The organism is Thalassotalea coralli, assembly GCF_055786205.1.
On the sequence record NZ_JBVVBK010000001.1, the window covers coordinates 1,061,297 to 1,088,205 of the forward strand.

General features: G+C 39.5%; 24 protein-coding genes and 1 pseudogene. 6 read left to right on the forward strand and 19 right to left on the reverse strand.

Going from position 1 to position 26,909, the window contains the following annotated elements; translation table 11 throughout:
* Position 1: 1 nt before the first annotated feature.
* From ACOB80_RS04690 to ACOB80_RS04720, 7 genes are all read right to left on the reverse strand, one after another.
* Entirely contained in the window at positions 2-184 is a 183-nt protein-coding gene (locus tag ACOB80_RS04690; protein WP_473164645.1) for a hypothetical protein, read from the reverse strand.
* Positions 177-857, reverse strand: a complete 681-nt coding sequence (locus ACOB80_RS04695; protein ID WP_473164646.1) for a M15 family metallopeptidase — start codon at positions 855-857, stop codon at positions 177-179. Before ACOB80_RS04695 ends, ACOB80_RS04690 begins: the two co-directional genes overlap by 8 nt.
* Before the next feature lie 41 nt (positions 858-898).
* Entirely contained in the window at positions 899-2,038 is a 1,140-nt protein-coding gene (gene dapE / locus ACOB80_RS04700; protein WP_473164647.1) for a succinyl-diaminopimelate desuccinylase, read from the reverse strand.
* Positions 2,038-2,382 carry an ArsC family reductase gene (locus ACOB80_RS04705; protein ID WP_473164648.1) on the reverse strand — a complete coding sequence of 115 codons (345 nt, stop codon included), beginning with the start codon at positions 2,380-2,382 and terminating at the stop codon, positions 2,038-2,040. The genes dapE and ACOB80_RS04705 overlap by 1 nt, the downstream gene beginning before the upstream one ends.
* Position 2,383: 1 nt before the next feature.
* Positions 2,384-2,764: an ACT domain-containing protein gene (locus tag ACOB80_RS04710; protein WP_473164649.1), complete on the reverse strand. Its 381-nt coding sequence runs from the start codon at positions 2,762-2,764 to the stop codon at positions 2,384-2,386.
* A gap of 515 nt (positions 2,765-3,279) precedes the next feature.
* Positions 3,280-5,388 (reverse strand): phosphate acetyltransferase, encoded by a 2,109-nt coding sequence (pta, locus tag ACOB80_RS04715; protein WP_473164650.1) that lies wholly within the window; start codon positions 5,386-5,388, stop codon positions 3,280-3,282.
* Entirely contained in the window at positions 5,388-6,596 is a 1,209-nt protein-coding gene (locus ACOB80_RS04720; protein ID WP_473164651.1) for an acetate/propionate family kinase, read from the reverse strand. Before ACOB80_RS04720 ends, pta begins: the two co-directional genes overlap by 1 nt.
* A gap of 257 nt (positions 6,597-6,853) precedes the next feature.
* Between ACOB80_RS04720 and yfbV the strand changes: the two genes are divergently transcribed.
* Positions 6,854-7,276, forward strand: coding sequence for a terminus macrodomain insulation protein YfbV (gene yfbV / locus ACOB80_RS04725; RefSeq protein ID WP_473164652.1), 423 nt, complete (start codon positions 6,854-6,856; stop codon positions 7,274-7,276).
* A gap of 46 nt (positions 7,277-7,322) precedes the next feature.
* Here the strand turns inward: yfbV and rlmA are convergent, their stop codons facing one another.
* The 6 genes and pseudogenes from rlmA to udk form a co-directional block, all read right to left on the reverse strand.
* Entirely contained in the window at positions 7,323-8,138 is an 816-nt protein-coding gene (gene rlmA, locus ACOB80_RS04730) for a 23S rRNA (guanine(745)-N(1))-methyltransferase (protein WP_473164653.1), read from the reverse strand.
* A gap of 88 nt (positions 8,139-8,226) precedes the next feature.
* On the reverse strand, positions 8,227-9,033 hold the full coding sequence (gene xthA / locus ACOB80_RS04735) for an exodeoxyribonuclease III (RefSeq protein ID WP_473164654.1): 807 nt from the start codon (positions 9,031-9,033) through the stop codon (positions 8,227-8,229).
* Between the two features lie 112 nt (positions 9,034-9,145).
* The gene (locus tag ACOB80_RS04740; protein WP_473164655.1) at positions 9,146-9,721 is read right to left on the reverse strand and encodes a thymidine kinase; all 576 of its coding nucleotides are present in this window, start codon (positions 9,719-9,721) and stop codon (positions 9,146-9,148) included.
* Between the two features lie 52 nt (positions 9,722-9,773).
* A complete protein-coding gene (deoC, locus tag ACOB80_RS04745; RefSeq protein ID WP_473164656.1) occupies positions 9,774-10,553 on the reverse strand; it encodes a deoxyribose-phosphate aldolase in 780 nt (259 codons plus the stop codon).
* 9 nt (positions 10,554-10,562) lie between these two features.
* Positions 10,563-11,778 (reverse strand): annotated as a pseudogene (locus ACOB80_RS04750) (NupC/NupG family nucleoside CNT transporter).
* 16 nt (positions 11,779-11,794) lie between these two features.
* The gene (udk, locus tag ACOB80_RS04755; RefSeq protein WP_473164657.1) at positions 11,795-12,439 is read right to left on the reverse strand and encodes a uridine kinase; all 645 of its coding nucleotides are present in this window, start codon (positions 12,437-12,439) and stop codon (positions 11,795-11,797) included.
* Between the two features lie 186 nt (positions 12,440-12,625).
* Between udk and ACOB80_RS04760 the strand changes: the two genes are divergently transcribed.
* Positions 12,626-13,840 (forward strand): phosphopentomutase, encoded by a 1,215-nt coding sequence (locus tag ACOB80_RS04760; RefSeq protein WP_473164658.1) that lies wholly within the window; start codon positions 12,626-12,628, stop codon positions 13,838-13,840.
* Positions 13,841-13,974: 134 nt separating this feature from the next.
* The gene (locus ACOB80_RS04765; RefSeq protein ID WP_473164659.1) at positions 13,975-16,218 is read left to right on the forward strand and encodes a TonB-dependent receptor; all 2,244 of its coding nucleotides are present in this window, start codon (positions 13,975-13,977) and stop codon (positions 16,216-16,218) included.
* Between the two features lie 83 nt (positions 16,219-16,301).
* On the opposite strand, the gene deoD is transcribed toward ACOB80_RS04765, so the two are convergent.
* From deoD to add, 3 genes are all read right to left on the reverse strand, one after another.
* Positions 16,302-17,006: a purine-nucleoside phosphorylase gene (deoD, locus tag ACOB80_RS04770; RefSeq protein WP_473164660.1), complete on the reverse strand. Its 705-nt coding sequence runs from the start codon at positions 17,004-17,006 to the stop codon at positions 16,302-16,304.
* A 113-nt stretch (positions 17,007-17,119) separates the two neighbouring features.
* Complete coding sequence (locus tag ACOB80_RS04775; protein ID WP_473164661.1) at positions 17,120-17,290, reverse strand: XapX domain-containing protein; 171 nt, start codon at positions 17,288-17,290, stop codon at positions 17,120-17,122.
* A gap of 51 nt (positions 17,291-17,341) precedes the next feature.
* The gene (gene add / locus ACOB80_RS04780) at positions 17,342-18,358 is read right to left on the reverse strand and encodes an adenosine deaminase (protein ID WP_473164662.1); all 1,017 of its coding nucleotides are present in this window, start codon (positions 18,356-18,358) and stop codon (positions 17,342-17,344) included.
* Between the two features lie 160 nt (positions 18,359-18,518).
* Between add and aroG the strand changes: the two genes are divergently transcribed.
* Entirely contained in the window at positions 18,519-19,574 is a 1,056-nt protein-coding gene (gene aroG / locus ACOB80_RS04785) for a 3-deoxy-7-phosphoheptulonate synthase AroG (RefSeq protein WP_473164663.1), read from the forward strand.
* A gap of 41 nt (positions 19,575-19,615) precedes the next feature.
* Here aroG and ACOB80_RS04790 read toward each other — a convergent pair whose 3' ends face one another.
* A complete protein-coding gene (locus ACOB80_RS04790) occupies positions 19,616-22,189 on the reverse strand; it encodes an EAL domain-containing protein (RefSeq protein WP_473164664.1) in 2,574 nt (857 codons plus the stop codon).
* Positions 22,190-22,506: 317 nt separating this feature from the next.
* Between ACOB80_RS04790 and ACOB80_RS04795 the strand changes: the two genes are divergently transcribed.
* Positions 22,507-23,271 carry a hypothetical protein gene (locus ACOB80_RS04795; protein ID WP_473164665.1) on the forward strand — a complete coding sequence of 255 codons (765 nt, stop codon included), beginning with the start codon at positions 22,507-22,509 and terminating at the stop codon, positions 23,269-23,271.
* 646 nt (positions 23,272-23,917) lie between these two features.
* Entirely contained in the window at positions 23,918-24,415 is a 498-nt protein-coding gene (locus ACOB80_RS04800; RefSeq protein ID WP_473164666.1) for a low molecular weight protein-tyrosine-phosphatase, read from the forward strand.
* Positions 24,416-24,494: 79 nt separating this feature from the next.
* Here ACOB80_RS04800 and ilvN read toward each other — a convergent pair whose 3' ends face one another.
* Positions 24,495-24,992 (reverse strand): acetolactate synthase small subunit, encoded by a 498-nt coding sequence (gene ilvN / locus ACOB80_RS04805; protein WP_473164667.1) that lies wholly within the window; start codon positions 24,990-24,992, stop codon positions 24,495-24,497.
* A complete protein-coding gene (locus ACOB80_RS04810; RefSeq protein WP_473164668.1) occupies positions 24,992-26,716 on the reverse strand; it encodes an acetolactate synthase 3 large subunit in 1,725 nt (574 codons plus the stop codon). Before ACOB80_RS04810 ends, ilvN begins: the two co-directional genes overlap by 1 nt.
* Positions 26,717-26,909 lie beyond the last annotated feature (193 nt).

The window sequence follows — 26,909 nt, forward strand, 5'->3', positions numbered from 1 at the left end:
GTTACTTTTTCGAAAACGTATCCATTTTCTGTGCCTTTTTGTTTGTTCTAGGCAGGGTTTCTTCTAAATCGTTTAAGCTCTTTTTACGCATTGGTGTTTTCGCGTTGCGTCTAACGGTACTAAAGTTACCGATAATCACTAAGGCAAATACAACAAAAACGACAATAATTATCCAGTTATCCACGAGGAGGTTCTCCGACATTCACCACGTATTGCTGCCATAGCGTTTCAATATGGTGAGTGATTAAGGCTTGAAGCGAAAGGTCGTTATTCGCTAACGCCGCTATGTAAGCTTTAGGCGTTAATTTTGCCATACATTGACTAGCAATTGGAAAAAAAGAGATATGCCAAGGCTCGTGCGCAACGCCGCCCCTAAATTTGTCATATGGGAAATAAAAACCATAGTCGCTAGCGTGCCGTTTTAGCCAACCACTGAGTTCATAAAAAGGGCCACCTTCTTGATATTCCCAAGGCTCTAATTGCAGGCGTTCCCCCTCTGCAAGCAAGTTTGGGTCAAACACATCAATTTCCGTTCCCCAATGATGACGACTAGCACCAGGAAGAGCTGAAAATAACATGACTGCGTGCAGCTTTTCTTCGTCGCTAAGGCTATCTAAATCAATAGGTGAGCCGTTAATATCACTCACTTTCCTTAACCCTTTCAGCTTTTCGTTAAAAATAACTTGCTGACGTTCAAATGAACGAAAACTACTAGCTATCGTTAAAGTAAAGCCTGCTGCTTTAGCTGCCTCTTGTAGGGAAGTCCATGGTGAAACTACTTCTTGGTGAAGCAGGTTTTTACATGGCAGTTCAGCTAAGTGCGATGTGTCTTTACCAATAAGTTGCGCGATGTTCATTTGAATGATTCGATTCTCTCTACAATTGGCGTATAAGCAAATTAAGGCGCTAACAAATTAACTAACGATTGATAGTAGATATCTGTCAACGTATCGAGGTCTTCGCACTTAACACATTCATTGACTTGATGAATGGTTTCGTTGCTTAGTCCTAACTCAATAACTTGTGCGCCTGTTGGCGCGATAAAGCGACCATCAGAAGTGCCACCAGACGTTGATAAAGTTGTTGAGCGCTTTGTTACTTCAGAAATTGCGTTTTCGACAGCGTTTACCAGATCTCCGGGTTCGGTAATAAATGGCTTACCGTTGTATGTCCATTTGATATCGTAATCAAGTTGATGCTCAGTTAATATCGCGTTGACTTTATCAACGATTTTCTGATCGGTAAGCTCGGTACTGTAGCGCAAGTTGAACCATGCGTGTAAGTGCCCCGGAACAACATTAGTTGCGCCGGTACCAGATTGAATGTTTGATAACTGAAAGCTGGTTGGTGGAAAGTACTCGTTGCCATGGTCCCAGTGGGTTTGCGCTAGCTCAGCTAAGGCTGGCATTGCTTGGTGGATAGGATTTACCACATGCTCTGGATAAGCTACGTGGCCTTGCTTGCCGAATATTTCAAGTTCGCCTGAAATAGAGCCTCGACGCCCATTCTTAACGACATCACCTACGTCAGTGGTGCTTGATGGTTCACCGACGATACAGTAATCTATTTTTTCACGCCTAGCTTCAAGGGTATCGATAACCCGAGTTGTACCATTAATAAATGGGCCTTCTTCATCACTGGTTATCAGAAAAGCAATAGAGCCCTTGTGATCAGGGTAGTCTTTAACAAAGCGTTCTGTGGCAATGACCATTGCCGCAAGACTGCCTTTCATATCAGAAGCGCCACGACCATATAAGATACCATCTTTAATTACGGGCTCAAAAGGTGGTGTTTTCCACAATTCTAAGTTGCCTGCAGGCACAACATCTGTGTGACCAGCAAAGCAAAATACAGGTGCTTCTTTGCCTTTTCGACACCACATATTTGTCGTGTCTTCGAACACTAAGGTCTCTTGATGAAAACCCAATGCAGATAATCGATCAGCCATTAAATCCTGACACCCTGCATCTTCAGGCGTCACAGATACACGAGCAATTAATTCACATGCTAGGTTAACAACTTCGGTTGTTTTGCTCATTAGCTAAATATCTCTTGGTATTGAGAGTCTTTAAAGCCGACAAACAATTGCTCGCCGTGAAGTAGAACAGGGCGTTTTATTAATGTAGGTTGTTGCATAACCTGTTCAAATGCTTGCTGATCTGTCATTGATGCTTTTAGATCTTCAGGCAACTGACGGAAAGTGGTACTGCGCTTGTTCATTAACTGCGACCAGTCACTTAGTGAAACAAACTGGTTTAACAATGCCTCGTTTAAGCCTTGTTCACGAAAGTCGTGAAACTCGTAAGAAATACCTTGGTTGTCTAGCCACTTGCGTGCTTTTTTAACTGTGTCACAGTTTTTAATGCCGTAAATTGTTGTCATATTAAATTACTTGATATTGGTTTTTTCTTAATGCATCAACTGCACTATCTATAGTGTTTGATTTTACTAGGATGTAATCGGTATCAAAAGTTGAAATAGCGAAAATGCTAATTTTTTCATTTGCCAATACCGTTGATATATTGGACAAAATACCAGTTAAGGTAAAATCCAAAGGGCCAATAACTTCGAGTGCTAACCAGTCTGGTTCGCTGTCATCACTGGCAATGTCAATGTTACTAGGTAAGACAATTGACACTTCTTCATAGGTTTTGGCCATGAAATAAATAGGAGCAGAAAACACCGCTTCAGGAACTTTACTTTCAGGGGGTAAGCTATGGATAGTAAAATTTTCTTCAAGCCTTTTTAAGGTAAGCTTTTTCATTTTTCCCTCTAGTGAAATAGCGTAGTGGCTATGTTAAGAAACGATAATAGGTGTCTTTATACTAACCTGTTGCAGACATTAACTCTACCTTTGAATCGGACTCAGCTGTCATTACTGCATTGTTGAATGCTTCAATAAACATTGGTAAAAGCGTTGGGTTGTCAATAAGAAAAATTAAATAATGGTAAATTTATTAAGAATTAGCGCTATAACTGGGCAAAATTGTGGTTAATTAAGGAAAAAGATCCTTTTTACTATTAATTAAGCACGGCTTGTTACCTTGTGAATATCCACAAAAGTTGTGGATATCTTTGTGAGAAACCTTGGTTTAAATAGTTATGTGTATGTTTTATAAAGGTAATTTGTACTGTATGTTTTTTGTCACCTTTGGTTTTTATTCACAGGAATAAAAAAAATGATTTACAGCGGAACTTAAATAGATTAACGACTAAAGCTGCTATTTTTGCAATTTTAGTCGTTAATAATCCGTGAAAATAGTGAGGTTATTTTGATCTTTACTGTTTTGCTTGTATTGCAGTAAGCGCTATGGTGTAGACAATGTCGTCCACTAAAGCACCTCTGGATAAGTCATTAACAGGTTTGTTTAAACCTTGTAGCATAGGGCCAATACTAATGACATCAGCAGAACGTTGTACCGCTTTATAAGTGGTGTTACCGGTATTAAGATCTGGAAAGACAAATACTGATGCGTGACCAGCAACAGGGCTGTCAGGCGCTTTCTTTCTGGCGACGTTTTCCATAACTGCTGCGTCATATTGTAGAGGGCCATCAATGACAATATCTGGGCGTTTAGCTTTGACCAGTTCTGTTGCTTTAGCAACTTTTTCTACATCGCTGCCTTTGCCAGATTTGCCTGTGCTATAGCTGATCATGGCAACTTGTGGAGGAATACCAAATGCCTTTGCAGAATCTGCCGATTGAATCGCTATTTCTGCAAGTTGCTCAGCATTAGGATCTGGGTTAATGGCACAATCACCATAAACGAGTACTTGATCTGGCAATAGCATAAAAAATATTGAAGATACAAGGGGACTTTCAGGGTTCGTTTTTACTATCTGTAAAGCAGGGCGGATAGTATTAGCGGTGGTGTGAACAGCTCCCGACACTAAACCATCTACTTGACCAAGCTGCAGCATCATAGTCGCTAGCATGACATTATCTGATAACTCTTGTTCAGCTTTAAGCTCGGTCATGCCCTTGTGAGATCGTGCTTCTACCAATGGGTTTATATAATTCTGGCGGATCAATTCAGGATCCGTGATCATTAAATTATCAGGTAAATTGATCCCTTGTTGTTCAGCGATCAAATGTATTTGTTCGGGAGAGCCTAATAGTTGACACCTCGCTATGCCGCGTTCAACACATATTGCTGCAGCTTTTATCGTTCTAACGTCTTCGCCTTCAGGTAAAATGATGAGCTTATTAGCGATACGTGCTTGTTCTGTTAACTGATATCTAAACGCTGGTGGTGACAAATGTTCGTTAGTTTTTGCCGGTGTCGCTAAAGAGGCTAGCCAAGCGTTACTTACATGGTCAGTGACATGTTGTTTGATCCTACCGATGCGCTGGTCATCATCTATAGGTAGCTCAGGGTTAAAATTCATCAAGTGTCTAGATGTTTGCCATGTGTCCCAAGGAACTGAGAGAACAGGGACGCCTGTCTCAAATGCTTGCTGACATAAAGACATCACATCTTCTGATGGCTTATAGCTGTTGGTTAATAATATTGCGCCGACTTTTGTACCATTAAGGGCTGACAAACAAGTTGCGATTAAGATATCAATACGATCGCCAGGAGTAACGATAAGTCTACTTGGCTGTAAATGGCTCACCAAGTTGCCTACCGTACGCGCACAAAAACTGACACTTCTAATACGGCGGTGCGCCATATCTCCAGCGTGCAGTACTTCGGCTTGCAAGTAATCGGCAATATCAATAACTCGAGGCGCAATTAAGTTTATTGACCAAGGAATAGTACCAAGTAAATCGAAGTTCGAATTGCTAAAGATAGGCATGGCTTGCCAATCTGTTTCTTGCTTTGGTTTGTCAGGCTCTGTTCGCGGTAGTAGACCTTCTTCGTCTCTATCAGGTGCGTTTACCTTATTAATAATACAGCCAATTAGTTTTCTACTTTTAATACCGCCAAATAACTTAGCACTAACATCAATTCGGTCTTCAAATTCGTCTAAATTGTCGGTTTCAGGTGCTGCAATAAGTACTATTTCGGCACTTAGTGCTTTAGCAACTTCGGCGTTGATTCTACTTGCGTAAGGTTGACGTTGTGTTGGTAATAGCCCTTCAATAAATATCACATCTTGTTCGCTTTCAAAGGCATTAAAATTAGCGACTAGCTCTTCTAATACTACACCTAATTTGCCATCAGCCATTTGGTGTTCTACTTGCTGAAGCGATATAAACTTATCGTTATCGGAAAAATTAATGGGCTTGTTTTTATTGGAAATAACGTTTCTAGAAGGTTGAGTTATAGGCTTAAAGTGGCCGACATTCATGCCTTGTTGTTGGCAAGCATGAACTAAACCTAATGCTGTGCTGGTTAGCCCAACATTGAAACCTACAGGTACTAACATAATTCGTCTTGCCATTATTGTTGCCCTCGGTTTTTGCTGTTAATCAAGGCTAACGTGTGCCTTGCGATGACTGCTTCCTCATCGGTTGGAATCACGAGGCATTTAGTTTGGCTGCTTTGGCCGATAGTACCTTGTTTTCCTCGAATAGTTTCTTCATTCGCTAGATGGTTCAAATCGATTTGTAGCGCAGCTAAATACCCGATAATTTTTTTGCGAATAAAGGATGAGTTTTCACCGATACCACCGGTAAATACAATTGCATCGAGTTGATCAACATTAATTAAAAAGGAAGCTATGGTTTTTGCTGCTTTACGGGAAAACATCTCAAGTGCTAGTGCTGCTTTTTCGTTGCCTTCTTGTGCAGCCTGCTCTAAGGTTCGACAATCATTACTTAACTCAGAAATACCCAACAAGCCACTTTCCTTATTGAGTAAAGCTTCGATGGCCTTGATAGACATTCCTTCCTGTTGATGCAAATAAAAGATGATACTTGGATCAATATCACCACATCGTGTACCCATAATTAGCCCTTCAAGCGGGGTGAAACCTAAGCTAGTATCAACACTCTTACCGCCGTTAATTGCCGATATACTGCAACCATTCCCAAGGTGAACAGTAATTAACTGTGTTTCATCTGATGATTTATTTAATATCTTTGAGGCTTCTGTGCTGACATATTCATGGCTACTACCATGGAAGCCATAGCGACGAATGGCAGACTCTTTATACAATTTAAAAGGTAAGCCATAAAGATAAGACTCTTGTGGGAGGCTTTGATGAAATGCAGTATCAAATACAGCGACTTGTGAAAGTGATGGAAATGCAGTTTCAGCGGCAATAATGCCTTGTAAATTAGCAGGGTTATGAAGGGGAGCTAATTTGCTAAGCGCATTAATTTCTTCTTTAGTTTCTGAGGTGATTAATGTCGGGTGGCTATACTTCTCTCCGCCATGCACAACACGGTGGCCAACGGCTACCACTGTCGATAACCAATTGTTATCACCTAACCATTGTACAAATTGATTAATAGCTTGTTGGTGTTCATGAGGTGATGCTATGGCTTGGGTAATTTTATTTCCTTGATGCTTTATGGTTAATTGCGCTTCATCAGAGGTTAATTTCTCTGCTAATGCGGTTAACATCGTCTGTTCTGTTTGTGCGTTGATCAGGGAAAATTTAACGGAAGAACTTCCGCAATTAATAACTAAGACATTTTCTTGCATTTCAATTGATTATACTTTTTCAATAGTAGGGCTAAGTATAGTCAATTTTAAATGAAAGGGAGTTGATTAAACGCAAGTTTTTCACTTTTTCAGTTGATATTAATTCACCTGTTTTAGTATGTAATGAGATTGTCGAGTTAATGGAGAAAATTCAACAGATATTTATCGTTATAAATTATTCCGTTCAATTTCTCGTTTAGGTTACATCTTTGTGCTATCTTTTTAATAATCGTTGTTGTAGTGTAAGGCCTATGAATATGACTGTTGTAGAAATGATCAAGTTAGGTCGAAAGTACTTATCTTTATGGCCAGAACAAGCCGAGCTTGGAAATTATTTTGCTGAGTATCGAGCTATTCAAGTAAGTCGACTTGTCTGTCGATATCTTCCCGGAATTGCACTGTTTGTGTTTATCATGCAGCTATATGCTGGTGGCTGGGATTTATTGAGTCAGGCGATTGTTTACACTGTTTTTATGTTGAGCATTCCGGTGCAAGCGTTGGTTATGCTAGGAGCAAAAGCAGATAAACTGCTGCCGCCATCGTTATCAACTTGGTATAGAGAAGGGGTCGCTAGAATTAATGAAAATGGCGGTCAAATGAAACTATCAGTGCAAAAGCCAAGGTATTTAGACTTAGCGCAGCTGCTTAATGTCAGCTTTTCACAAGCAAAACACCACTAATTCTCACCACTATTTAATACGTAAACACCATCATATGTACTGGTGTTTACGCTTCACTAACACAGTTCTTATATACCTTGATAAGAAAGTCTGCTTGACAAGCGAAAGATACTTGTTGAGATAAGTACTCTTTGACTTCATTTGTTGCTTTAAAAGCAAAAGGGGTCATCGATAATAATTGTAAAACGGCTTGTCCGTTGGTAAGGGTCATCTCGTAATTGACTTTCTCTTGGTGAACAAGTGTCATATTTTCAATGGGAGTTCGCTGTTCATCATGCTCTGTTGCTTGTCTGTATATTTGCGCTTTGAGTTGATGAAGGTGCTGTTTACCTGGTGTTACTGTGATAAGAATGCCTTCTTTTTGAAGAACGCGGGTAAACTCTGCTTCTAATATTGGCGCGTAAACAGAAAGTAGTCCGGAAAAAGTGTTATCGTCAAAAGGAAGCTTTGACAAAGTGGCTACCGAAAATTGGCATTGCTTGTATTTCTTTGCCGCTTTTTTTATCGCTTCTTTGGCAATGTCCACACCATAAGTATTTGATGTTAAATCGGTAAGTTTCTCTGTGTAATTTCCTTCGCCGCAGCCAGCATCGAGTAATGCGGTATTGTCGGTTAAATATTCTGTAAATAAGGCGACAATTCGTTCTTGAAGAGGTAAGTAATAGCCTTGTTCTAGAAACTCTCTACGAGCATTTACCATTGCCTTATTATCGCCTGGTTGCTTTGATTGCTTAAATTGAACAGGCAACAAATTTACATAGCCTTCTTTTGCTTTATCAAAGCTGTGATTCTTTTCACAACGATAACTCGAGTCTTGAAGGGATAATGGTGTGTGACAAATAGGGCAGTGGTATAAAGTCATTATCAAATAGTATTATTAAGCGAATAAAAACAAAAAAGGGGAGCATACTCCCCTAATTATATCTAAAGCTTGTTAAAGCGTTAACTCTTTATGAGAAAGTTGACCAAATTGGCGCATGATCAGAAGGTTTTTCGATACCACGTAATTCGTAATCAATGTCTGACTCAACACAAGTTGCAGCTAATTTCTCAGTTGCTAATACTACATCTATTCGTAGACCACGATTGTCGTCAAAACCACGAGAGCGATAATCAAACCATGAATATCTCTCTTCTCGCTCTGGGTGTAATTCGCGGAAGGTATCTTTAAAGCCCCAGTCCATTAAGGTGGCTAGCCATTCTCTCTCTTCCGGTTGGAAGCTACATTTACCTGTTTTCAACCAGCGCTTGCGATTTGGCTCGCCAATTCCAATGTCTAAGTCAATTGGTGAAATATTTATATCGCCCATGACCACGATATTTTCTTCAGGCGTGTGATGTTCATTCAGGTACTGCATCAAATCTTTGTAAAACTGACGTTTGTAAGGAAACTTAGTTTCATGTGCGATGTTGTCACCCTGAGGGAAATAACCATTTAGCACAGTGACTTTTTCACCTTTATCATTAGTTGTCGTCACCATGATCATGCGCTTTTGTGATTCTTCGGTATCAGTAGGGAAGCCTTTAGTCACTACTTCTGCTGGTTTTTTGCATAACATTGCTACGCCGTAGTGAGCTTTTTGACCATGAAAATAAACGTGATAGCCCATAGCTTTAACATCTTCTAATGGAAAAGCCTCATCGTGTACTTTGATTTCTTGTAAACCAATAATGTCTGGTTGATGCTTGTCTATTACTGCTTGCAATTGGTGAAGACGAGCGCGCAGACCATTTATATTAAAAGAGATGATTTTCATTGGTTAAATCTTATTCTTAGTTAATCTGATAAATAGAAGGTTGTTATGGACAAGCATACTAGCACAGCACTTCTAACAATGTCTTAGGATAAATGTAGAATTCTTTTACTTATTACCAGGCAAGTTCTTTAAAGTGGGTTCTACATAACGACTCATAACGTTCGTTGCCACCCACTTCAATTTGTTCACCGCCTTTAACCACTTCACCGTCGGCATTCTTTCGAACAACAAAGTTCGCTTTCTTACCGCAAAAACAAATAGTTTTAAGCTCAATTAATTTATCAGCCCAAGCTAATAGTGCAGCACTGCCAACAAAAGTTTCCCCCATAAAGTCGGTGCGAATACCATAAGCCAATACTGGGATTTTTAAGTAGTCGACAATGTCTGTTAGTTGTTTCACTTGTGCTTTGGTTAGGAATTGGGATTCATCGATAAGTACACAGCTCAAATTTTCTGTTTCATGTTGCTGTGACACTATCGAATAAATATCACTTTCTTGATCGAATAAGCTGGCCTCAGCGTGAATGCCAAGACGAGATGATACTTTTCCTTTGGCAAACCTATCGTCTATTGAAGCGGTGAACAGTAGGGTTTTCATACCACGTTCACGATAGTTATATGAAGACTGGAGCAGGTGGGTTGATTTACCTGCATTCATCGTAGAATAGTAAAAATATAATTGCGCCATGAAAAGTTGTTTCTTATTAAGGTGTTTTAGATGTTTTGGCTACATGTGCTGCTTAATAAGCAGCACTATCTGTTGAATTGTCAGTGTCGTTGCCACTTAAGGTGTTATTTAAACTGTTAAGTAAACCACTAGCACCAAATCTAAAGTGAGTTGGGTTTAACCAAGATGCGCCTAAGCTGTCCATAACAAGGCTAAGGTAAATTTCTGCATCGTCGACACTTCTAACACCACCGGCGGCTTTAAAGCCGACATTAGGGTTAGTTTGTTCGATAACATTGAGCATAATTTTAGCCGCTTCTGGCGTTGCATTCACAGCCACTTTACCTGTAGAGGTTTTAATAAAGTCAGCGCCCGCAGCAATCGATATTTCACTGGCTTTACGGATTAATGCTTCTTCTTTTAGTTCGCCTGATTCAATAATAACTTTCAGTAATACTGATGTACCACACGCACGTTTACAGGCTTGTACTAGATCAAAGCCAATGGTTTCATCGCCGTTGATTAGTGCTTTGTAAGGAAAAACAACATCGACTTCATCAGCACCTAAAGAAACGGCTTCTGCGGTTTCTTTTACGGCACGAGATAAATCGGTGCTACCGTCAGGGAAGTTAGTAACAGTTGCGATTTTAATGGTGTTATCACCTAAATCTGCCAATGCTTTTTTCGCGATAGGAATGTATTTAGGGTAAATACAGATAGCCGCAGTATCGCCAAATTCGCCATGTGCTTGTTGGCATAAATTGATAATATCTTGCTCTGATTCTTCGTTGGTTAAACTGGTTAAATCCATTAACGACAATGATAACTTAGCAATTTGTTTTTTATCTGACATAAGTTTCCCTTATAAACTTAAAAATACACCAGCGATAGCCGCACTCATTAAATTGGCTAAAGTAGCAGCTAACATTGCCTTCATACCAAAGCGTGCAATATCGTGACGGCGACTTGGTGCCATAGAGCCAATCCCACCAAGTAAAATAGCGATAGATGAAAGGTTAGCAAACCCACATAACGCAAAGGTAATAATAGCTTGAGTTGTTGGTGACAACGTGTCTTTAATTTCGACGAAATTAGCATAGGCAAAGAATTCATTTACGACAATTTTTTGCCCAATAAAGCTACCTGCTGAAAGCATTTCATCAAAAGGAACACCGATCAAAAATGCTAGCGGAGCGAATATGTAACCGAGAATATATTCAATGGTAAGATTTTCTGCACCAAATAAACTGCCGATATTACCGACCAACATATTTAACAGTGCAATGAGTGCGATAAAGGCAAGCAACATTGCGCCTACGTTGACCGCAAGCTTTAAGCCAGCAGCAGCACCAGAAGCGGCTGCGTCAATGACATTTACTGGCTTGTCGTCAGCGTCAGCTATTTCGACAGACTGCTCGTTAATTTTTTCAGGTTCAGTTTCTGGCATGATAATTTTTGCCATCAAATGATGCTGCAATCAGATATTTTAGCTCAACACCTAAACCTGCATAGCCCGCTAGAATAGAGCCGGCTACAGATGCTAGACCACCAACCATAATAGCGAACAGCTCTGAGTTGGTCATTTTGGCAATGTATGGACGAACGACTAACGGAGCTTCTGTTTGTCCAACAAAAATGTTAGCCGTTGCTGATAAAGATTCTGGTTTACTGGTTTTTAATAACTTCTGTAACCCACCACCAATAATCTTAATGACCCACTGCATAATGTTTAAGTGATAAAGAACGGCAATAAGTGATGAGAAGAAAATGATGACAGGTAGCACGCGAACAGCGAAGACAAAGCCGACGCCATTTTCAAACATAGCATCAGTACCTAAACCACCAAAAATGAAGTTTATGCCTGCCTTAGCACTATCAATTACGGCTTGAACGCCAAAGGTGATAGATTCTAACGTTTCTTTTCCAAAAGGAACGTATAGTACAAAAGCGCCGAGAATTATCTGCAGTAAAAAGGCAAAGCCTACCGTTCGAAAGTTGATTGCTTTTCGATTAGTCGACAATGCATAGGCAATCGCTACTAAAACGAAAATACCAAAAAGACCGTGCAATGCTCCCATGAATTCTTTTCCTCTTTTATTCTTGTTGTTTAATGAGTTGGCGAATTTTTGCTTTGATGACTTCGATTGCCATTCTATTTTTACCACCTCTGGTAACCACGATATCTGCAAACGCTTTACTTGGCTCGATATGCTGATAATACATAGGTCTTACCGACGTTAAGTATTGATTGGTAATTGATTCAATACTACGCTCTCGCTCGATGGTATCGCGTTTTATACGTCTAATTAAGCATATATCTAATGGGGTATCCATATATACTTTGATATCAAACGTATCGCGCAGCGCTTCATTTGAAAGTAACAAAATACCTTCTACTAAAACAATGTTAGAAGGTGAAACTGTTTTTGTTTCTTTTGCTCGCGTGTGAGTTTTATAGCAATAAACAGGTGACTCTACTTGTTGGCCATCTTGTAGTTGTTTTAAATGATTGGCTAATAAACTGTGTTCGAATGCATCAGGGTGATCGTAATTATTTTGTTCACGATCTGTCATCGATAGATGATCTTGCGCATGATAATAAGCATCTTCTTTGATAATGGTGATGCTACTTTCGCCCAACTCTTCTTTGAGTTCTTGGTAAATGGTTTGTGCAAATAGGGTTTTCCCAGATGCAGAGGCCCCAGTAATGGCGATAATTGTGGGTTTGGTTGAATGCAAAGTAAAACTACCTTTGTAAAGTGGCGTTAAATTATGTGCCTCGTTGCACCGTATTATGAACCATATGGTTTAAAAATCATTATACGCTTGCCACTTATTTACTATAACTAAGTGATGAAAAGTGTTAAATTAACATAACTTGACTAGTTGGTCATATATTTTATTGGATTAAATAGGACAAATTGTATGTCTCGCGCGATAATTTTAGTACTAGACAGTTTTGGCATTGGTCATGCGCCAGATGCAGAAAAGTTTGGTGATGTTACAGCAAATACCTTCGCTAATTTGTCAGACGCTTATTTTGAAGAGACTGGTAAACTAATTGATTTACCAAATTTAACAGCCTTAGGTCTGGTTGATGCTTGTATAGCTGCAGGCAAACGAAGCTTTGATCATCAGTTATACCCAACAACAAAAGGCGCTTTTGGATATGCTGCGGAATTAAGTAGTGGTAAAGATACACCAAGTGGTCATTGGGAAATGGCTGGTGTACCTGTGCTATTTGATTGGGGATATTTCCCAACTGAGCCACCGAGCTTCCCTGACGAGCTTATTAATAAAGTCAACCAAGCAACAGGGTATCAAGGTATTCTTGGTAATTGTCATGCTTCGGGTACTGAAATCATTGCTCGTTTGGGCGAAGAACATATTAAAACTGGACTACCGATTTGTTACACCTCAGCTGATTCTGTATTCCAAGTTGCAGCTCATGAGGAACACTTTGGTTTAGAGGCTCTCTATGATTACTGCGAAAAAGTTAGAGCTTTGTTAGACCCGTATAATATTGGACGCGTTATTGCTCGTCCTTTTGTTGGTGATAATAAAGATAACTTTGTTCGCACCGGAAATCGACGAGATTACTCAGTTCTGCCCCCTTCGAAAACAGTGTTGGATCACATGGCTGAAGCTGGCGGAAATGTTGTAAGTGTTGGAAAAATTGCTGATATTTTTGCTCATCAAGGCATTACTGAAAAAACGAAAGCGACAGGTATTGACGCTTTGGTTGACGCGACACTTGAGCACTTAGGAAAACAGCCGGAAAATACGATTATCTTTACCAATTTAGTTAACTTTGACCAAGATTTTGGCCACAGAAGAGACCCTGTTGGTTATGCGAAAGCATTGGAAGATTTCGATAAGCGCTTACCTGAAATTTATCAGGCCATGTCTGATAGCGATATCTTGTTTTTAACAGCTGATCATGGTTGTGATCCAACTTGGCATGGCTCTGATCATACTCGTGAGTATGTACCTATGCTTGCTTATCATCACAATATTTCTTCGGTGGATTTGGGCGAAAGGAGCTCTTTTGCAGATTTAGGTCAAACCATTGCTGAGATGTTTGCCCTGCCAAAATTAAACTATGGCACCAGCTTTTTAAAGGAGTTGGCGGCAAAATAAACGATTTTACTGTGTAAACTGCTGAATTTTGTATCTTAGCTATACTTGTTAGGAAATTTAATAAGTATAATAGGTAGGTTGGTGGGTTTGGATTCAAAATCATCAACCATACTTATAAATCTTGGGAGAGTAAAATGAAGAGTTTCAAAGTCAGTAGACTTTCTAGAAGCGTGCAATTAGGGGTAGTTGCCGCTTTTTTTATGCCTGTGCATTTTGCAGTGGCACAAGAAGATGCTAGTGCAGAAGATGATAAATCTGGAGGCCTAGAGGTTATAGAAGTTACTGCGCGTAAAAGAATTGAAACAGTTAAAGATGTTCCTGCAACTGTGTCGGCTATGTCTACTGAAGAAATCAATGACTACTTAGGCTCTGGTGAAAACATTAGAGCATTGGCTGGTCGTGTACCTAGTTTACAGATTGAATCTTCGAATGGTCGTCAATCGCCTCGCTTTTATATCAGGGGTTTAGGTAACACTGACTTTGATGTAAACGCTAACCAGCCAGTATCTATGATCTTAGATAACATCGTGCTGGAAAACTCTGTGTTAAAAGGTGTACCGCTTTTTGACGTTGAGCGCGTAGAAGTGCTAAATGGCCCGCAAGGTACTGTATTTGGTCGTAACACGACGGCGGGTATAGTTAAAATTGATACAGTAGCGCCAGACTTTACTGATGAAGGATACGCACGAGCAGGCTACGGTAGCCGTGGTACGTGGTTTATCGAAGCGGCAAAGAACTTTGAATTATCAGATCAATGGGCTGCTCGTGTTTCATTAAAACATAACGAGCGTGATGCCTGGGTAGATAACCTAACGACAGGTGATGAAGTAGGTGGTTATGATGAGTTTGCTTATCGACTTCAATTAATGTACGACAACGGAGCCGATACGCGTGCTTGGTTTAAGCTGCACGGCTTTGATCAAGACGGTGATATGCCACAAATTTTCTATGCGAATGCAATTAAATTGGGTGAAGAAGGTTTACGTAAAGAATTTGACGAAAGTGAAATTTACCACGACAGCCAGTCTGGTTTCGATATGAAACATTTTGGTGGTAGTTTGAAGTTTGAGCATGACTTTGACGACATGATGCTTACTTCAATTACTGGCTACGATACTCTCGAAAGTTGGAGTTATGCTGATATCGATGGTGGTGTAACTGACTTTTCAGGTGTTGAAAACCAACTAGGTAAACAACTTTGGTTTAATGTGGCGTCAGGTGACGGCTTGGAAGATCACTACCAATTTATGCAAGAGCTTCGCTTATCTGGTGAAACAGACACTGTTTATTATCAAGTGGGTCTATTTTACTTTAAAGAAGACTTTACTGTTGATAACCGCGATTTAGACACAGAAGGAAATACCACCAATTTTATCCAAGTAGATCAGCTGACAACCTCTTCAGCCGTTTTTGGTCAAGTGGAGTACAAGCCAGATGACAAGTGGGCATTCACTGTTGGTTTACGATACACATGGGATGATAAAGAGCTAGATATCAGAGAAGGTGGTACAGAGAACATTCTTCACGAAATCAACAAAGATGATAGCTACGCCAACTGGGATATCGCCGCTCGTTATACATTTAATGACGATTGGACGGGTTTCGCTCGTATTGGTAATGCGTCTCGTGGTCCTGTAACTATTGGACGCTTCGGTAGCCCAAGCGATGCAGAAACTGAGACGTTAACTTCATACGAGGCAGGTGTTAAAGCCGATCTGTTTGATGGTAACGCTCGTTGGTCTTTAACGGTTTACACGTATGACATTAAAGATCATCAGTTAACCGCTACAGGCGGTGGAGACAAAACTAATGCTCTATACAACGCTGATAACACGGCAGGCTCTGGTGTTGAAACGACATTTGATGCCATGTTAACTGATAACTTAAAGCTAAGTGCAAACTTAAGTTACAACAAAACTGAGATGCAAGATAAAGATCTGCAAGCACAGCGTTGTGGTAGTACACCAACTTGTAATTCTCCTGATCCTATCTCGAAAACAGAGCCTACACCATTTGGTGAAGCTGTTTTTGTTTACGTAGATGGCAATCCACTACCTAGAGCACCAGAGTGGTTAGCCAATATCCACTTGAACTATGAAATTCCAGTAGATTACGGCTTTTACTATGCACAAACAGACTGGAACTATCGCAGTGATTCAAACTTATTCTTATATGAAGCAACTGAGTTTGTTGCAGAATCTCGTTGGATTGGTGGTGTTCGTTTAGGCTTTAACAATGATGAAGGTTTAGATGTTGCTCTTGTTGGCCGCAACATTACTGATGAAATTGTTGTTGACGGTGGCGTAGACTTCCTTAACTTAACTGCGTTCGTTAACGAACCTTCGTTTTGGGGCGTTGAAGTTAGCTATAACTTCTAGTTGATACTTTTTAAGTGAAGTAAAAATAAAAAACCGGAGCTTTGCTCCGGTTTTTTAATATCTATTGAAATAGAGTTAGCAAATTATAATATGCTCTCTAAAGTAAGTTCCATCATGTCTTTAAAGGTGCTTTCACGCTCGTCAGCGGTAGTTTGTTCACCTGTTTTTATGTGGTCACTTACTGTAAATACCGCAAGCGCTTTTTTACCCATTTCAGCTGCAACGCCGTAAAGGCCAGCAGCTTCCATTTCTACTGCTAAAATGCCCATGCTTTCCATGGTAGCGAACATTTCTGGTTGTGGAGTGTAGAAAAGGTCGGCAGTAAACACGTTGCCTACGTGTACCGGCTTGTTTAGCTTTTCTGCGGTAGATACAACTTTGTGTAGCAAGCCGTAATCAGCAGACGCAGCAAAGTCACAGTGATTAAATCGTTGACGATTTACGTTTGAGTCAGTACTTGCCGCCATGCCAACGATAACATCTCTTACTTTGATGTCATCACGAACCGCGCCACAAGAGCCGATTCGAATAATATTTTCAACGCCAAAGTCTTTGTATAACTCTGTCGCGTAAATTGATATAGACGGTATGCCCATGCCTGAGCCCATAACCGAAATGCGTTTGCCTTTATAGGTGCCAGTAAATCCTAGCATGTTGCGCACTTTGGTAATGCACTCTGCGTTTTCTAAAAAATTGTCGGCAATGAATTTTGCTCGAAGAGGATCACCTGGCATTAAAACTGTTTCTGCAAATTGACCTGGTTTTGCTGCAATATGTGGTGTTGTCATGAAATATACCTTTAAAAGAATAATTCAGTAAGTTTCAAGCCGGTGAAATGCCACATACACCGCTATCAAGGGTTTTTTACTGATAAAAATAAATGTTTACTTAAGTTGTTAAATTATTGGACAAAGCGTTCTAGTATCCAGCGATAACTAACACCGCCTAGATAAATGCCGACAATGCCTGCGATACCTGCTAAAACAGGTGGGGCAGGTAAAGGCAATTTTACCGCAGTAAATATTACGCCGACAATAAACCCTGCCAATAATGCTAAAAGAATTTCATTCATTATAGTCAGTACTCTCTTGTATTTTTAATAGTTTAGTCTTAATTATCCAATTTACTCGATCAATGTTGTTCGATTAAATTGATTTTTACTCCTAAGTTCCTGCTTTTCATTGGTTGATAGAAAGCTTGCTTCGATAGCATTTTCTTGTAACGTCGAAATTTGAGAGTCAGTTAAGCCAATATCAGAAGCTAAGGCGAACTCATCTTGAATTTCGACGTTTTCAACGGCAGGGTCGTCAGTATTTAAACAAACTAATAAGTCATTCTCAAGAAATAACTTGACTGGATGGTCAAATAAATCTTTAACTGTTCCTGTTTGAAGGTTAGACGTTAGGCAAGACTCAATGGCAATACTGTGCTGCTTCATAAAACCCATTAGCTCAGGATCGTGCTGACAAGCAACACCATGGCCGATTCTAGTTGCGCCAAGTTGGTTGATCGCTTGCCAAATACTCTCGCTGCCCGCTGCTTCACCAGCATGCACTGTAACTTGCAAATCAGCTTTCTTTACCTGATCAAAATGTGAGGTAAAAAGCTCTCCTGGCTTGTTCAACTCGTCTCCGGCTAAATCTACCGCCGTCATGTCATTTTTACAGGCAAGAATGCCGTCAAGCTCTTGCTGACATGCATCTTGACCAAAAGTGCGGCTTAAAATGCCGATCAAATTAGCTTGAATAGGTAATGAGTCAGACGTTGTTTTTACTGCATCAACGACTGCTTCAACCACACCTTGTACAGGAAGTTGGTGAGCCATTGCCATGTAATAAGGAGAAAACCTTAGTTCCGTATAATCTAGGCCAGCCTTGTACGCGTCTTCAACGTTTTCTTTGGCGACACGATAGCAATCATCTAATGACGCAAGCACGTTAACGCCCCAATCAAGCTTTTTCAAAAATGAAATAAGATCAGGTTCGTTTTCTTGAATCTGTACATAAGGTAAGAATGATTCAAACTCTTTAACGGGCAACGCTATGCCGTTTTGTTGAGCCAGTTGCCATATAGTGTTCGGTCTAATATTACCGTCAAGGTGCCGGTGCAAATCAAGCAAAGGCAATTTGGGGTTAAGCATGTAAATAATACTCCACAATTATTTGACCTTTATTATATCGCTTTTTTCTTAGTTTATGATGGCTTTCGTAATTCAAGACTGATAGATTAGCCCGTGGGTCAATAATCTAGGGTTCTAGAACCAATTTAATCAATAGAAAAAGTAAAGAGAAAAAGAAATTATGTTCTACCAAACGGACGATGTAAGAATCGAAAAAATTAAAGAATTATTACCTCCAGTGGCATTACTGGAGCGATTTCCGGCTTCTGAAAAAGCGTCGGAAACAGTGTTTAGTGGTAGAGCGGCTATTTCAAAAATCTTTAATAACCAAGACGATAGACTTCTTGTTGTTATAGGGCCTTGTTCAATTCACGATACTAAAGCTGCTGTTGAGTACGGTGAGCGTTTAGTTAAATTGCGCGAGAAGTATCGTGATAATTTAGAAATCGTGATGCGCGTATACTTCGAAAAACCGCGCACTACCGTTGGCTGGAAAGGGCTTATTAATGACCCTTACTTGAACAATAGCTTTAAATTAAACGATGGTCTGCGCATGGGGCGCAAATTATTGGCTGATTTAAACGACCTTGGCTTACCAACAGCGGGTGAGTTTTTAGATATGATCACGCCACAGTACATGGCTGATTTTATGTGTTGGGGCGCTATTGGCGCAAGAACGACAGAAAGTCAGGTACATAGAGAACTGGCTTCTGGCTTGTCTTGCCCTGTAGGCTTTAAAAATGGCACAGATGGCACGATTAAAATTGCGATTGATGCAATTGGTTCAGCGTCAGCATCACATCACTTCTTGTCGGTAACTAAGTACGGTCATTCTGCCATCGTACAAACCACAGGAAATAGTGATTGTCATATCATTTTACGTGGTGGCAAGCAGCCAAACTATGATGCAGATAGTGTTAACCAAGTGACTGACCAATTAAAATCTGCCAGTTTAAACAGTAAAATCATGATTGATTTTAGCCATGGCAATTCAATGAAAAAGTTTGAAAACCAAATGCTTGTTTGCCAAGACGTCAGTGAGCAAATTGCCAAAGGTAATGAAGATATATTTGGCGTAATGGTAGAAAGTCACCTAGTCGAAGGTCGACAAGATTTAGTAGAAGGTGAGCCGTTAACTTATGGTCAATCTATTACTGACGCATGTATCGGGTGGGAAGATACTGAAACCTTGTTAGCGCAATTAAATGAAGCGGTGGCAAAACGTAGAAGCGCATAACTAAATTTGCTTTAAAGCGTTATACAATAAAAAAGTGAAGCTTAGGCTTCACTTTTTTTGTCTTTAGGAATGAACATTCCTTCAACTGGAGAAGGGATTCGACCATGGTCTAGTTTTTCAAGCCATTGTTGATAATCCTCAAACTTCATAGGCTTAGCGTAATAGTAGCCTTGGCCTATATCACAACCAAATAAACGAAGTGTGTGTTCGTCTTCTTGGCTATTAATGCCTTCTGCTACCACTTCTAAACCTAAGCCTTTTGCCATTTTTACCGTAGATTCAGCGATGATTAAACGTTTCGGGTCGTGATTAATATTCTCAACAAATTCACGGTCTACTTTTAGCTCCTGGAAAGGTAAGTGGTTAACTTGTGACATTGAAGAATAGCCAGTACCGAAATCGTCGATACTTATTGTTATTCCTAGTTCTGTGAGCTGCTCAATCACGTACATTGCGTGCTCGTTATCGGTTAAACTTGCAGATTCAGTGAGTTCAAAGATGATTTTCTCAGCAGGGACATTAGATTCCTCAATGATAGGTAAAACATTTGGTAAAAATGCTTTTGAAGAAATATCTTTGCCACTAATGTTGATTGACACCATATGGTTAAAGCCAAGTTCATTAATTAGATAATACTGCTGTGAAAGCGACTGACGAATAACCCAGTAAGTTAATTGGTTGATAAGGCCTAAGTCTTCAGCTAATGGAATAAAAACAGTTGGGGGAATGAACCCTTCTTCAGGGTGAATCCAACGGATTAAACATTCGCTAGAACAAACTCGCTGCGTTTTTAGATCAATTTGAGGTTGATGATAAATCGCAAGTTGACCACTTGCTAATGCTGCCTTTAAGTCACTGGTAAGTTGAAGCAAATAGTTGGCCTGATCTGATGAAGAGCTGGTATAGATACTCCACTTATTGCTATTAAGCTCTGCTTGCGGTAACGCCATCATGGCGTGATTAATTAATTGGTGGCTTTTGTTACCATGCTCGGGGTAACTGGCAACTCCTACTAAAGCCGTTAAAGGCAAATCTATGTCTTTAATGCGAAAGTTATCAAGTACAATCTTTTGTACTGAGCCGATCAAGGTTTCTATCTTCTGCTGATTCTTTACGTTATCAAGAATAATGGCAAAACTATTGTTATTGATAAACGCGATTTTTTCTCGTTTATCAGTCAGCGGCAGTATCGCATCGTTATATTCGAATAATGCAGATAGCTTTTGCGCTAAGCGCCTAAATAACAGGGTATTTTCTTCATCATCAATATATAAAATAACTTGTTCGATATGCTCGGGCTTTATCACAATAACGTTAAAGTCTTTTCCACCCTGCAAGCAAAGTTCATTAATCTTACTCTCTAAATTTGATTTTCTCGGCAGGCCGCTAGAGATATGATAAGCGATGTGGGTTAATCGTTCTTTTTCATTTCTGCGCATTCTTTCTGCTAAGGCAAATGCCATTAAGGTAATTTCCAGCATGATGGCAAATAAAAACGCGTTTCTGGTGATAAAAGAGTAATCCAGATAATTTAAAAGCACGAGGGGTTGAATTGCAGCCCCAATAAGTAAAGGGCACCAAGATAGCACATAGTACTTTGCCCATGAAAAATCAGAACGAATTCTTCTACCGATCAGATACAGAGCATAGAGATAGAATATTGGTTGAATTGAAAAGAATAGTTTGGTTTGCTCGATAATAGATAAGCTTAACGAAGCAAAAGAAGTGATGAGTAACAACCCACTTAACAATAGCCCAAACTTATAGCTTTTGTTGTTTTGTTGATCGTAGCGTAAAAAAAACAGGGTAAAATAAAGTAAAAATATTACTAAGTAGTAATCGATAAATAACAGGTACTTATCAATAAAGCCTTGCACGTCTTGCGAAAACAGCAGGTTACCAAAACCAGTTAAGCTCGACAGAACCAAAAATGCACTCAGTAAATAGCCAATATAAATTAAATACACTTTGTCTTTAATTGCGAAATAAAGCACAAAGTTATACAAACTCATTAACAGGACGATGCCAATAAAGGCACCGTACACTACCTGGGCGTAAAGCGTATGCTTAGTAAAATTGCTTTCACTCATCACAATGAGAGGCACGTTAGGCGGCCCTTGGGTTTGAATTTTCAATAGCAACGAAATGTCGCTGTCATGCGCTAATGAAAAAAGTGTGTGAGGATATAGACGCGAAAAGCGCTTTTCTCCCTCCAGAGCCATTGGCTCGAACTTGTCTCTCGCATTGACAGCGTAGATTTCAAAAGTGTCGAGTAAATTATTGTCAGCATACAAGACTAAATCTTCAGAACGATAACTTAGGTTTTCGACATCAATTTGTATCCAGTAGGTATAATCAGACAGTTCAAACGGAATTTTGTTACTTGTAGAAGGGATTAGTTTTTCTTTGAACCTTTGGTAATTTTCAAGAGTGTACTCACTTTTTTTGTCAACTAAATAGCTGTATTTTGTGTGGATATTAGGTGACAGTCTGTCGTCATTTATTTCTGTTAAGTTATTGATAGCTAAATAGTAGATTGTGATGAGTAGGGTAGCAACTACAAGCAGAGACAAGAGCAAAAAAGAAGATGAGAGAAAGCGCTTAAATTTTGTCATTAACGGCAACGAAAAAAACCTTAATTAACGGTAACTTTAGCAAATTATTTACTTGAGTAACAATAAACAGGTGTTTTGATTTTGTTTTAAGGGATATTGAGTTAAGTCTACTTATCCTCATCGAGCACGGAATATCTTAATAAATCGGTGCAAGCGCTCAATGCTATTGCGGAGTTAGATTGTTTTGATGCGCTATTAAATTTCTCTCTAGTGTTAGCTGTCAGCAAGAATGCAGTAATTGAAGAAATTGAGTGGATTACTGTGGCATGAAGAAGTAACAATACATATTGGAACAACAAAATTAATGGATTAATGTAATGAATAAATTAAACATAGTATTTACTTGTATCATTGTTCTGCTCATAGTTTACATATACACGACAGATGATTCTTCGAACACACACATACCTTTGGCTGAAATTGTTGAATGCGAACAAAAGGAGGTACCCGCAAATTATTTAGTTCAGCAAGTAACTGCTGTAAATACCCCAGATACAAAGCAAGACGTTGATTCTATTGGAATGGTAAAAGCGGCACTAAATGATGAGCAACCTTCAAGTACTTCGCAAGGAGGTATGCAGGACACAGATATAGAAATGGCTGTAGCACTTGAGCGCGATGAAAGGGTAAAGCAAATCTACAACACAGATTACACCGTTTATAATGAAGATGAATTGAGAGAAATGGGAAATAATAATAACCTTAGGGCTCAATTGGAATTATCGTTAAATATATTAGAGAACAGAGATAAAAGTTTATATAAAGAAGGTGAGCATTGGGCGAGGAAAGCAATTGCCGAAGCTCATAAACAGGGGAATACATTATTGTTAGCTGTAGCTGCAGAACAAATGTCTCACTACGCCCTTTATAAAAAGGCAAGAGTAGAGGATTATGCTTGGTTAGTGCTTGGCGCTAATAGTGGTAGCCCTATACTACAAAAAAGATTAAAAACTGCTAGGAGATACGAACTAAACCTTACTGAATATGAGACAAAACTGGCAAGTTTGATGGTGCCAGTACTTGAGAGTATGATGCAAAATGGTACGTTAGTGGATAGTCAACAGGTAGAACTCAATGATTAACTGCTTGTAACTTCACCTCAAAGACTCAGTATAAAAGATTAGATAGAAACCCTTGCGCAAACATTATTTTTGTTTTGGTTGCAAAGCTTGACGCATCTTCTCTCGTTTCAACGATTGTTGAGATATTTTCTTAGCATTTCTTTTGCTGTAACCTTGCTTTAACTTTTGGTTTGTCCTGTCATTTTTGTGAGATAAGAACCTTTGATACAAATTGTAAAGTCCTGTCTTTATTAGTAAAGGTTTTAGAAAAAGGCCTAAAAAACTCAATAGAGCAATGTAATGTATGATGTAATATGGGGTTATTACAAATACCAGAACTGTCGACCATAACATAGCTTTGAATATTCCAACTGCTACTGCGCCATATTCGAAACTTGTTTTACTTACCATATCACCATTGTTCAACTGTGTGCTTTTAGTATCCAAAACTATCTTTGTATTTAGGTTGATGCAATAAATTGCACTAAAACAAACTATTTTCTAATTAAAGCAAAATATCAAATATTACTATTCGCTTTTTACTGTCGAGTGATGTATTTTTTACCTTTAATTTACTTCTAAAAATTCCCTTAAACAAATCTACAAGTTATTGATTTTATTTTACGTTGGGATTGATTTAAACAAGCACTGATAGGAGTTGGATATTGTGTCTAACGAAATAAACCTTAAAGGAGTTAAGAAAATACTTTTTGTTTGTATGGGGAATATATGTCGTTCACCCACAGCAGAGGCGGTATTTAGAACGAAAGCAGAACTAAAGAAGATGGATCTAGTGGTAGATTCCGCTGGCACAACAGGTGCACATGCAAGAGAAAAACCGGATCATCGTTCTCAAAAAGCCGGTATGGAGCGAGGGTATTCTTTCGATAAAATTAAATCTCGTAAAGTTACCGTCGACGACTTTGCTGAGTTTGACTTAGTTTTAGCAATGGATGAACACAACATTAGCGAACTCGAAAAAATAGCACCACCGCACTTAAGGTATAAAATGCACTTGTTTTTGGAATTTGCGTCAAACTATCAAGATACTGAAGTGCCAGATCCATACTATGGCGGCGCAAGAGGATTTCAATACGTATTGGACTTAGTGGAAGATGCTAGCGATGGATTGTTACTGAAATTAAAAATGGCTAACAGACGCTAAAACTTATTTGTTGCTCTATTATTCGTCACATAAAAAAAGCAGCTGTATTAGCTGCTTTTTAGTTTTCTGAGAGGTATTTTTATACGCGTAATGCTTTTTCACCACGGGCAATACCAACGGTGCCTGAACGTACAGATTCGACAATTTCCGTTTCATTGGCGAGCGTTTTAATAAAGGCATTTAGCTTATCAGCATCACCTGTCAATTGTAGGGTGTAAACTTGTTTACCTACATCGACAACTGAGCCTCTAAAGATATCAGTAATACGCATGACTTCGGTCCGAGACTTTTCGTTCATCGCTAATACTTTTATCAATAATATCTCTCGCTCAACGTGGTCACGTTCCGTGATATCCGATATTTTGATGACATCAATCAGCTTATTCACTTGTTTAACGATTTGCTCTAAGACTCTGTCATCTCCACTTGTTGCTATGGTGATGCGTGAAAGCGTATCGTCTTCTGTTGGCGCAACCGTTAGGCTTTCAATGTTAAAGGCGCGTTGAGAAAACAAGCCAGTAATGCGTGATAAAGATCCTGGTTCGTTTTCTAGCAAAATAGATAAAATACGGCGCATTATGCTTTTACTCCTTTTCCTAACCACATGTCGTCAACGGCACCGTGACGAATTTGCATTGGATATACGTGTTCAAGTTCATCAACTAAAATGTCTACGAAAACCAGCTTGTTGCGAATGCTAAATGCTTCTTCTAATTTTTGGTCTAATTCAGATAATTCGTTAATTTGAATACCAACATGACCATAGGCTTCAGCCAGTTTGACGAAGTCGGGTAAAGATTCCATGTAACTTGACGAGTGGCGACCATCATAAATCATGTCTTGCCATTGTCTCACCATACCTAATGAGCGGTTATTTAAAGAAACGATAACAACAGGCAAGTTGTATTGTAAGCATGTAGACAGCTCTTGAATGTTCATTTGAATAGAACCATCGCCGGTAATACAAATAACGTGGCTGTCAGGAAACGCAAGTTTTACGCCCATCGCAGCGGGCAAACCAAAGCCCATTGTGCCCAAACCGCCTGAGTTTATCCATTGTCTTGGTTTAGCAAAAGGGTAGTACTGCGCGGCGAACATTTGATGTTGACCTACGTCTGAACAAACATACGCTTCGCCATTAGTCACTTTATACATTGCTTCAACCACGCGTTGCGGTTTAATTTTTCCTTCGTCTTGTGTGTAGCTAATGCTGTTTACACTGCGCCAATCGTTAATTTGCTGCCACCAAGATTGGTTTTTGTCATTATCGATAGTGAAGTCAATGTCATCGAGCTCTTTTAACATTTGCTCTAAGACAATATCTATTAATCCTACGACAGGAACATGAGCGTTAATGGTTTTAGAAATACTGGTTGGATCAATATCAACATGAACAATGGTGGCATTAGGACAGAACTTTTCCACCTTGTTGGTAACGCGATCGTCAAATCGTGCGCCTAAGGCAAGAATAACATCTGCGTTTGCCATTGCTTTATTGGCTTCCAAGCTACCGTGCATGCCTAACATACCAATGAAATTGTCATGTGTTCCAGAAAGGCCGCCTAAGCCCATTAGTGTATTTGTGCATGGGGCATTGAGCTTTTCTACTAACTGAGTAAGTAATTCGGAACAATCCGCTAAGACAATACCGCCACCTGAATAAACCACTAATCTTTCAGCTTCTGTAATGGCTTTAACGGCTTTTTTAATTTGCTTAGGGTGGCCTTTTTTCGTCGGGTTATACGAGCGCATTTGAACATCCGTTTCGATATGAAATTCCGCTTTATTTTGTGGAATAAGAATATCTTTTGGTAGTTCAACAACAACTGGACCAGGTCGACCAGATTCTGCAATATAAAAAGCTTTTGCAATAACGTTTGGAATTTCACTCAAGTCACGACAGTTAAAGCTATGCTTTACGATTGGACGAGAGCAACCAACAATATCTGTTTCTTGGAAAGCATCATCACCAATCAAGTTGGTTGGTACTTGGCCTGCTAAAACCACCATTGGAATTGAATCCATATATGCCGTTGCAATACCAGTAACACAGTTTGTTGCACCTGGGCCTGAAGTCGCTAGGACGACGCCAACTTTACCTGTTGCACGGCTGTATCCATCGGCCATATGCGTTGCAGCTTGTTCATGACGAACGAGTATATGGCCAACTTCCTGTTGTTGAAAAATTGCATCATAAATATCCAAAACTGACCCGCCTGGGTAGCCGAATATATATTCCACATCCAATGCGGCTAAGGCTTTAACCACCATTTCTGCGCCTGTATAGAGTTGTGTCGTCATTAGAGTTACCTTTTACTCTTGTTATGCAAAATAAAACAATAAAAAACCCCCGGTCTTGGTAGAGCGGGGGTTTCGTAAAATTCTTTAAATTAAACGCACGCTATCGCCCCCGCGAAGGAAAGACCACCACGACTAGGAGAAGGACATTGAGTACTGTGCGTAAATTGTTCATTAGTTGCTATTTATTCAAATA

Excerpts from the sequence above, each read along its gene's own strand:
- ACOB80_RS04695 (WP_473164646.1), bottom strand. The coding sequence starts at position 857 with ATGAACATCGCGCAACTTATTGGTAAAGACACATCGCACTTAGCTGAA.
- dapE (WP_473164647.1), bottom strand. The coding sequence starts at position 2,038 with ATGAGCAAAACAACCGAAGTTGTTAACCTAGCATGTGAATTAATTGCT.
- ACOB80_RS04705 (WP_473164648.1), bottom strand. The coding sequence starts at position 2,382 with ATGACAACAATTTACGGCATTAAAAACTGTGACACAGTTAAAAAAGCA.
- ACOB80_RS04710 (WP_473164649.1), bottom strand. The coding sequence starts at position 2,764 with ATGAAAAAGCTTACCTTAAAAAGGCTTGAAGAAAATTTTACTATCCAT.
- pta (WP_473164650.1), bottom strand. The coding sequence starts at position 5,388 with ATGGCAAGACGAATTATGTTAGTACCTGTAGGTTTCAATGTTGGGCTA.
- ACOB80_RS04720 (WP_473164651.1), bottom strand. The coding sequence starts at position 6,596 with ATGCAAGAAAATGTCTTAGTTATTAATTGCGGAAGTTCTTCCGTTAAA.
- yfbV (WP_473164652.1), top strand. The coding sequence starts at position 6,854 with ATGACTGTTGTAGAAATGATCAAGTTAGGTCGAAAGTACTTATCTTTA.
- rlmA (WP_473164653.1), bottom strand. The coding sequence starts at position 8,138 with ATGACTTTATACCACTGCCCTATTTGTCACACACCATTATCCCTTCAA.
- xthA (WP_473164654.1), bottom strand. The coding sequence starts at position 9,033 with ATGAAAATCATCTCTTTTAATATAAATGGTCTGCGCGCTCGTCTTCAC.
- ACOB80_RS04740 (WP_473164655.1), bottom strand. The coding sequence starts at position 9,721 with ATGGCGCAATTATATTTTTACTATTCTACGATGAATGCAGGTAAATCA.
- deoC (WP_473164656.1), bottom strand. The coding sequence starts at position 10,553 with ATGTCAGATAAAAAACAAATTGCTAAGTTATCATTGTCGTTAATGGAT.
- ACOB80_RS04760 (WP_473164658.1), top strand. The coding sequence starts at position 12,626 with ATGTCTCGCGCGATAATTTTAGTACTAGACAGTTTTGGCATTGGTCAT.
- ACOB80_RS04765 (WP_473164659.1), top strand. The coding sequence starts at position 13,975 with ATGAAGAGTTTCAAAGTCAGTAGACTTTCTAGAAGCGTGCAATTAGGG.
- deoD (WP_473164660.1), bottom strand. The coding sequence starts at position 17,006 with ATGACAACACCACATATTGCAGCAAAACCAGGTCAATTTGCAGAAACA.
- ACOB80_RS04775 (WP_473164661.1), bottom strand. The coding sequence starts at position 17,290 with ATGAATGAAATTCTTTTAGCATTATTGGCAGGGTTTATTGTCGGCGTA.
- add (WP_473164662.1), bottom strand. The coding sequence starts at position 18,358 with ATGCTTAACCCCAAATTGCCTTTGCTTGATTTGCACCGGCACCTTGAC.
- aroG (WP_473164663.1), top strand. The coding sequence starts at position 18,519 with ATGTTCTACCAAACGGACGATGTAAGAATCGAAAAAATTAAAGAATTA.
- ACOB80_RS04790 (WP_473164664.1), bottom strand. The coding sequence starts at position 22,189 with ATGACAAAATTTAAGCGCTTTCTCTCATCTTCTTTTTTGCTCTTGTCT.
- ACOB80_RS04795 (WP_473164665.1), top strand. The coding sequence starts at position 22,507 with ATGAATAAATTAAACATAGTATTTACTTGTATCATTGTTCTGCTCATA.
- ilvN (WP_473164667.1), bottom strand. The coding sequence starts at position 24,992 with ATGCGCCGTATTTTATCTATTTTGCTAGAAAACGAACCAGGATCTTTA.
- ACOB80_RS04810 (WP_473164668.1), bottom strand. The coding sequence starts at position 26,716 with ATGACGACACAACTCTATACAGGCGCAGAAATGGTGGTTAAAGCCTTA.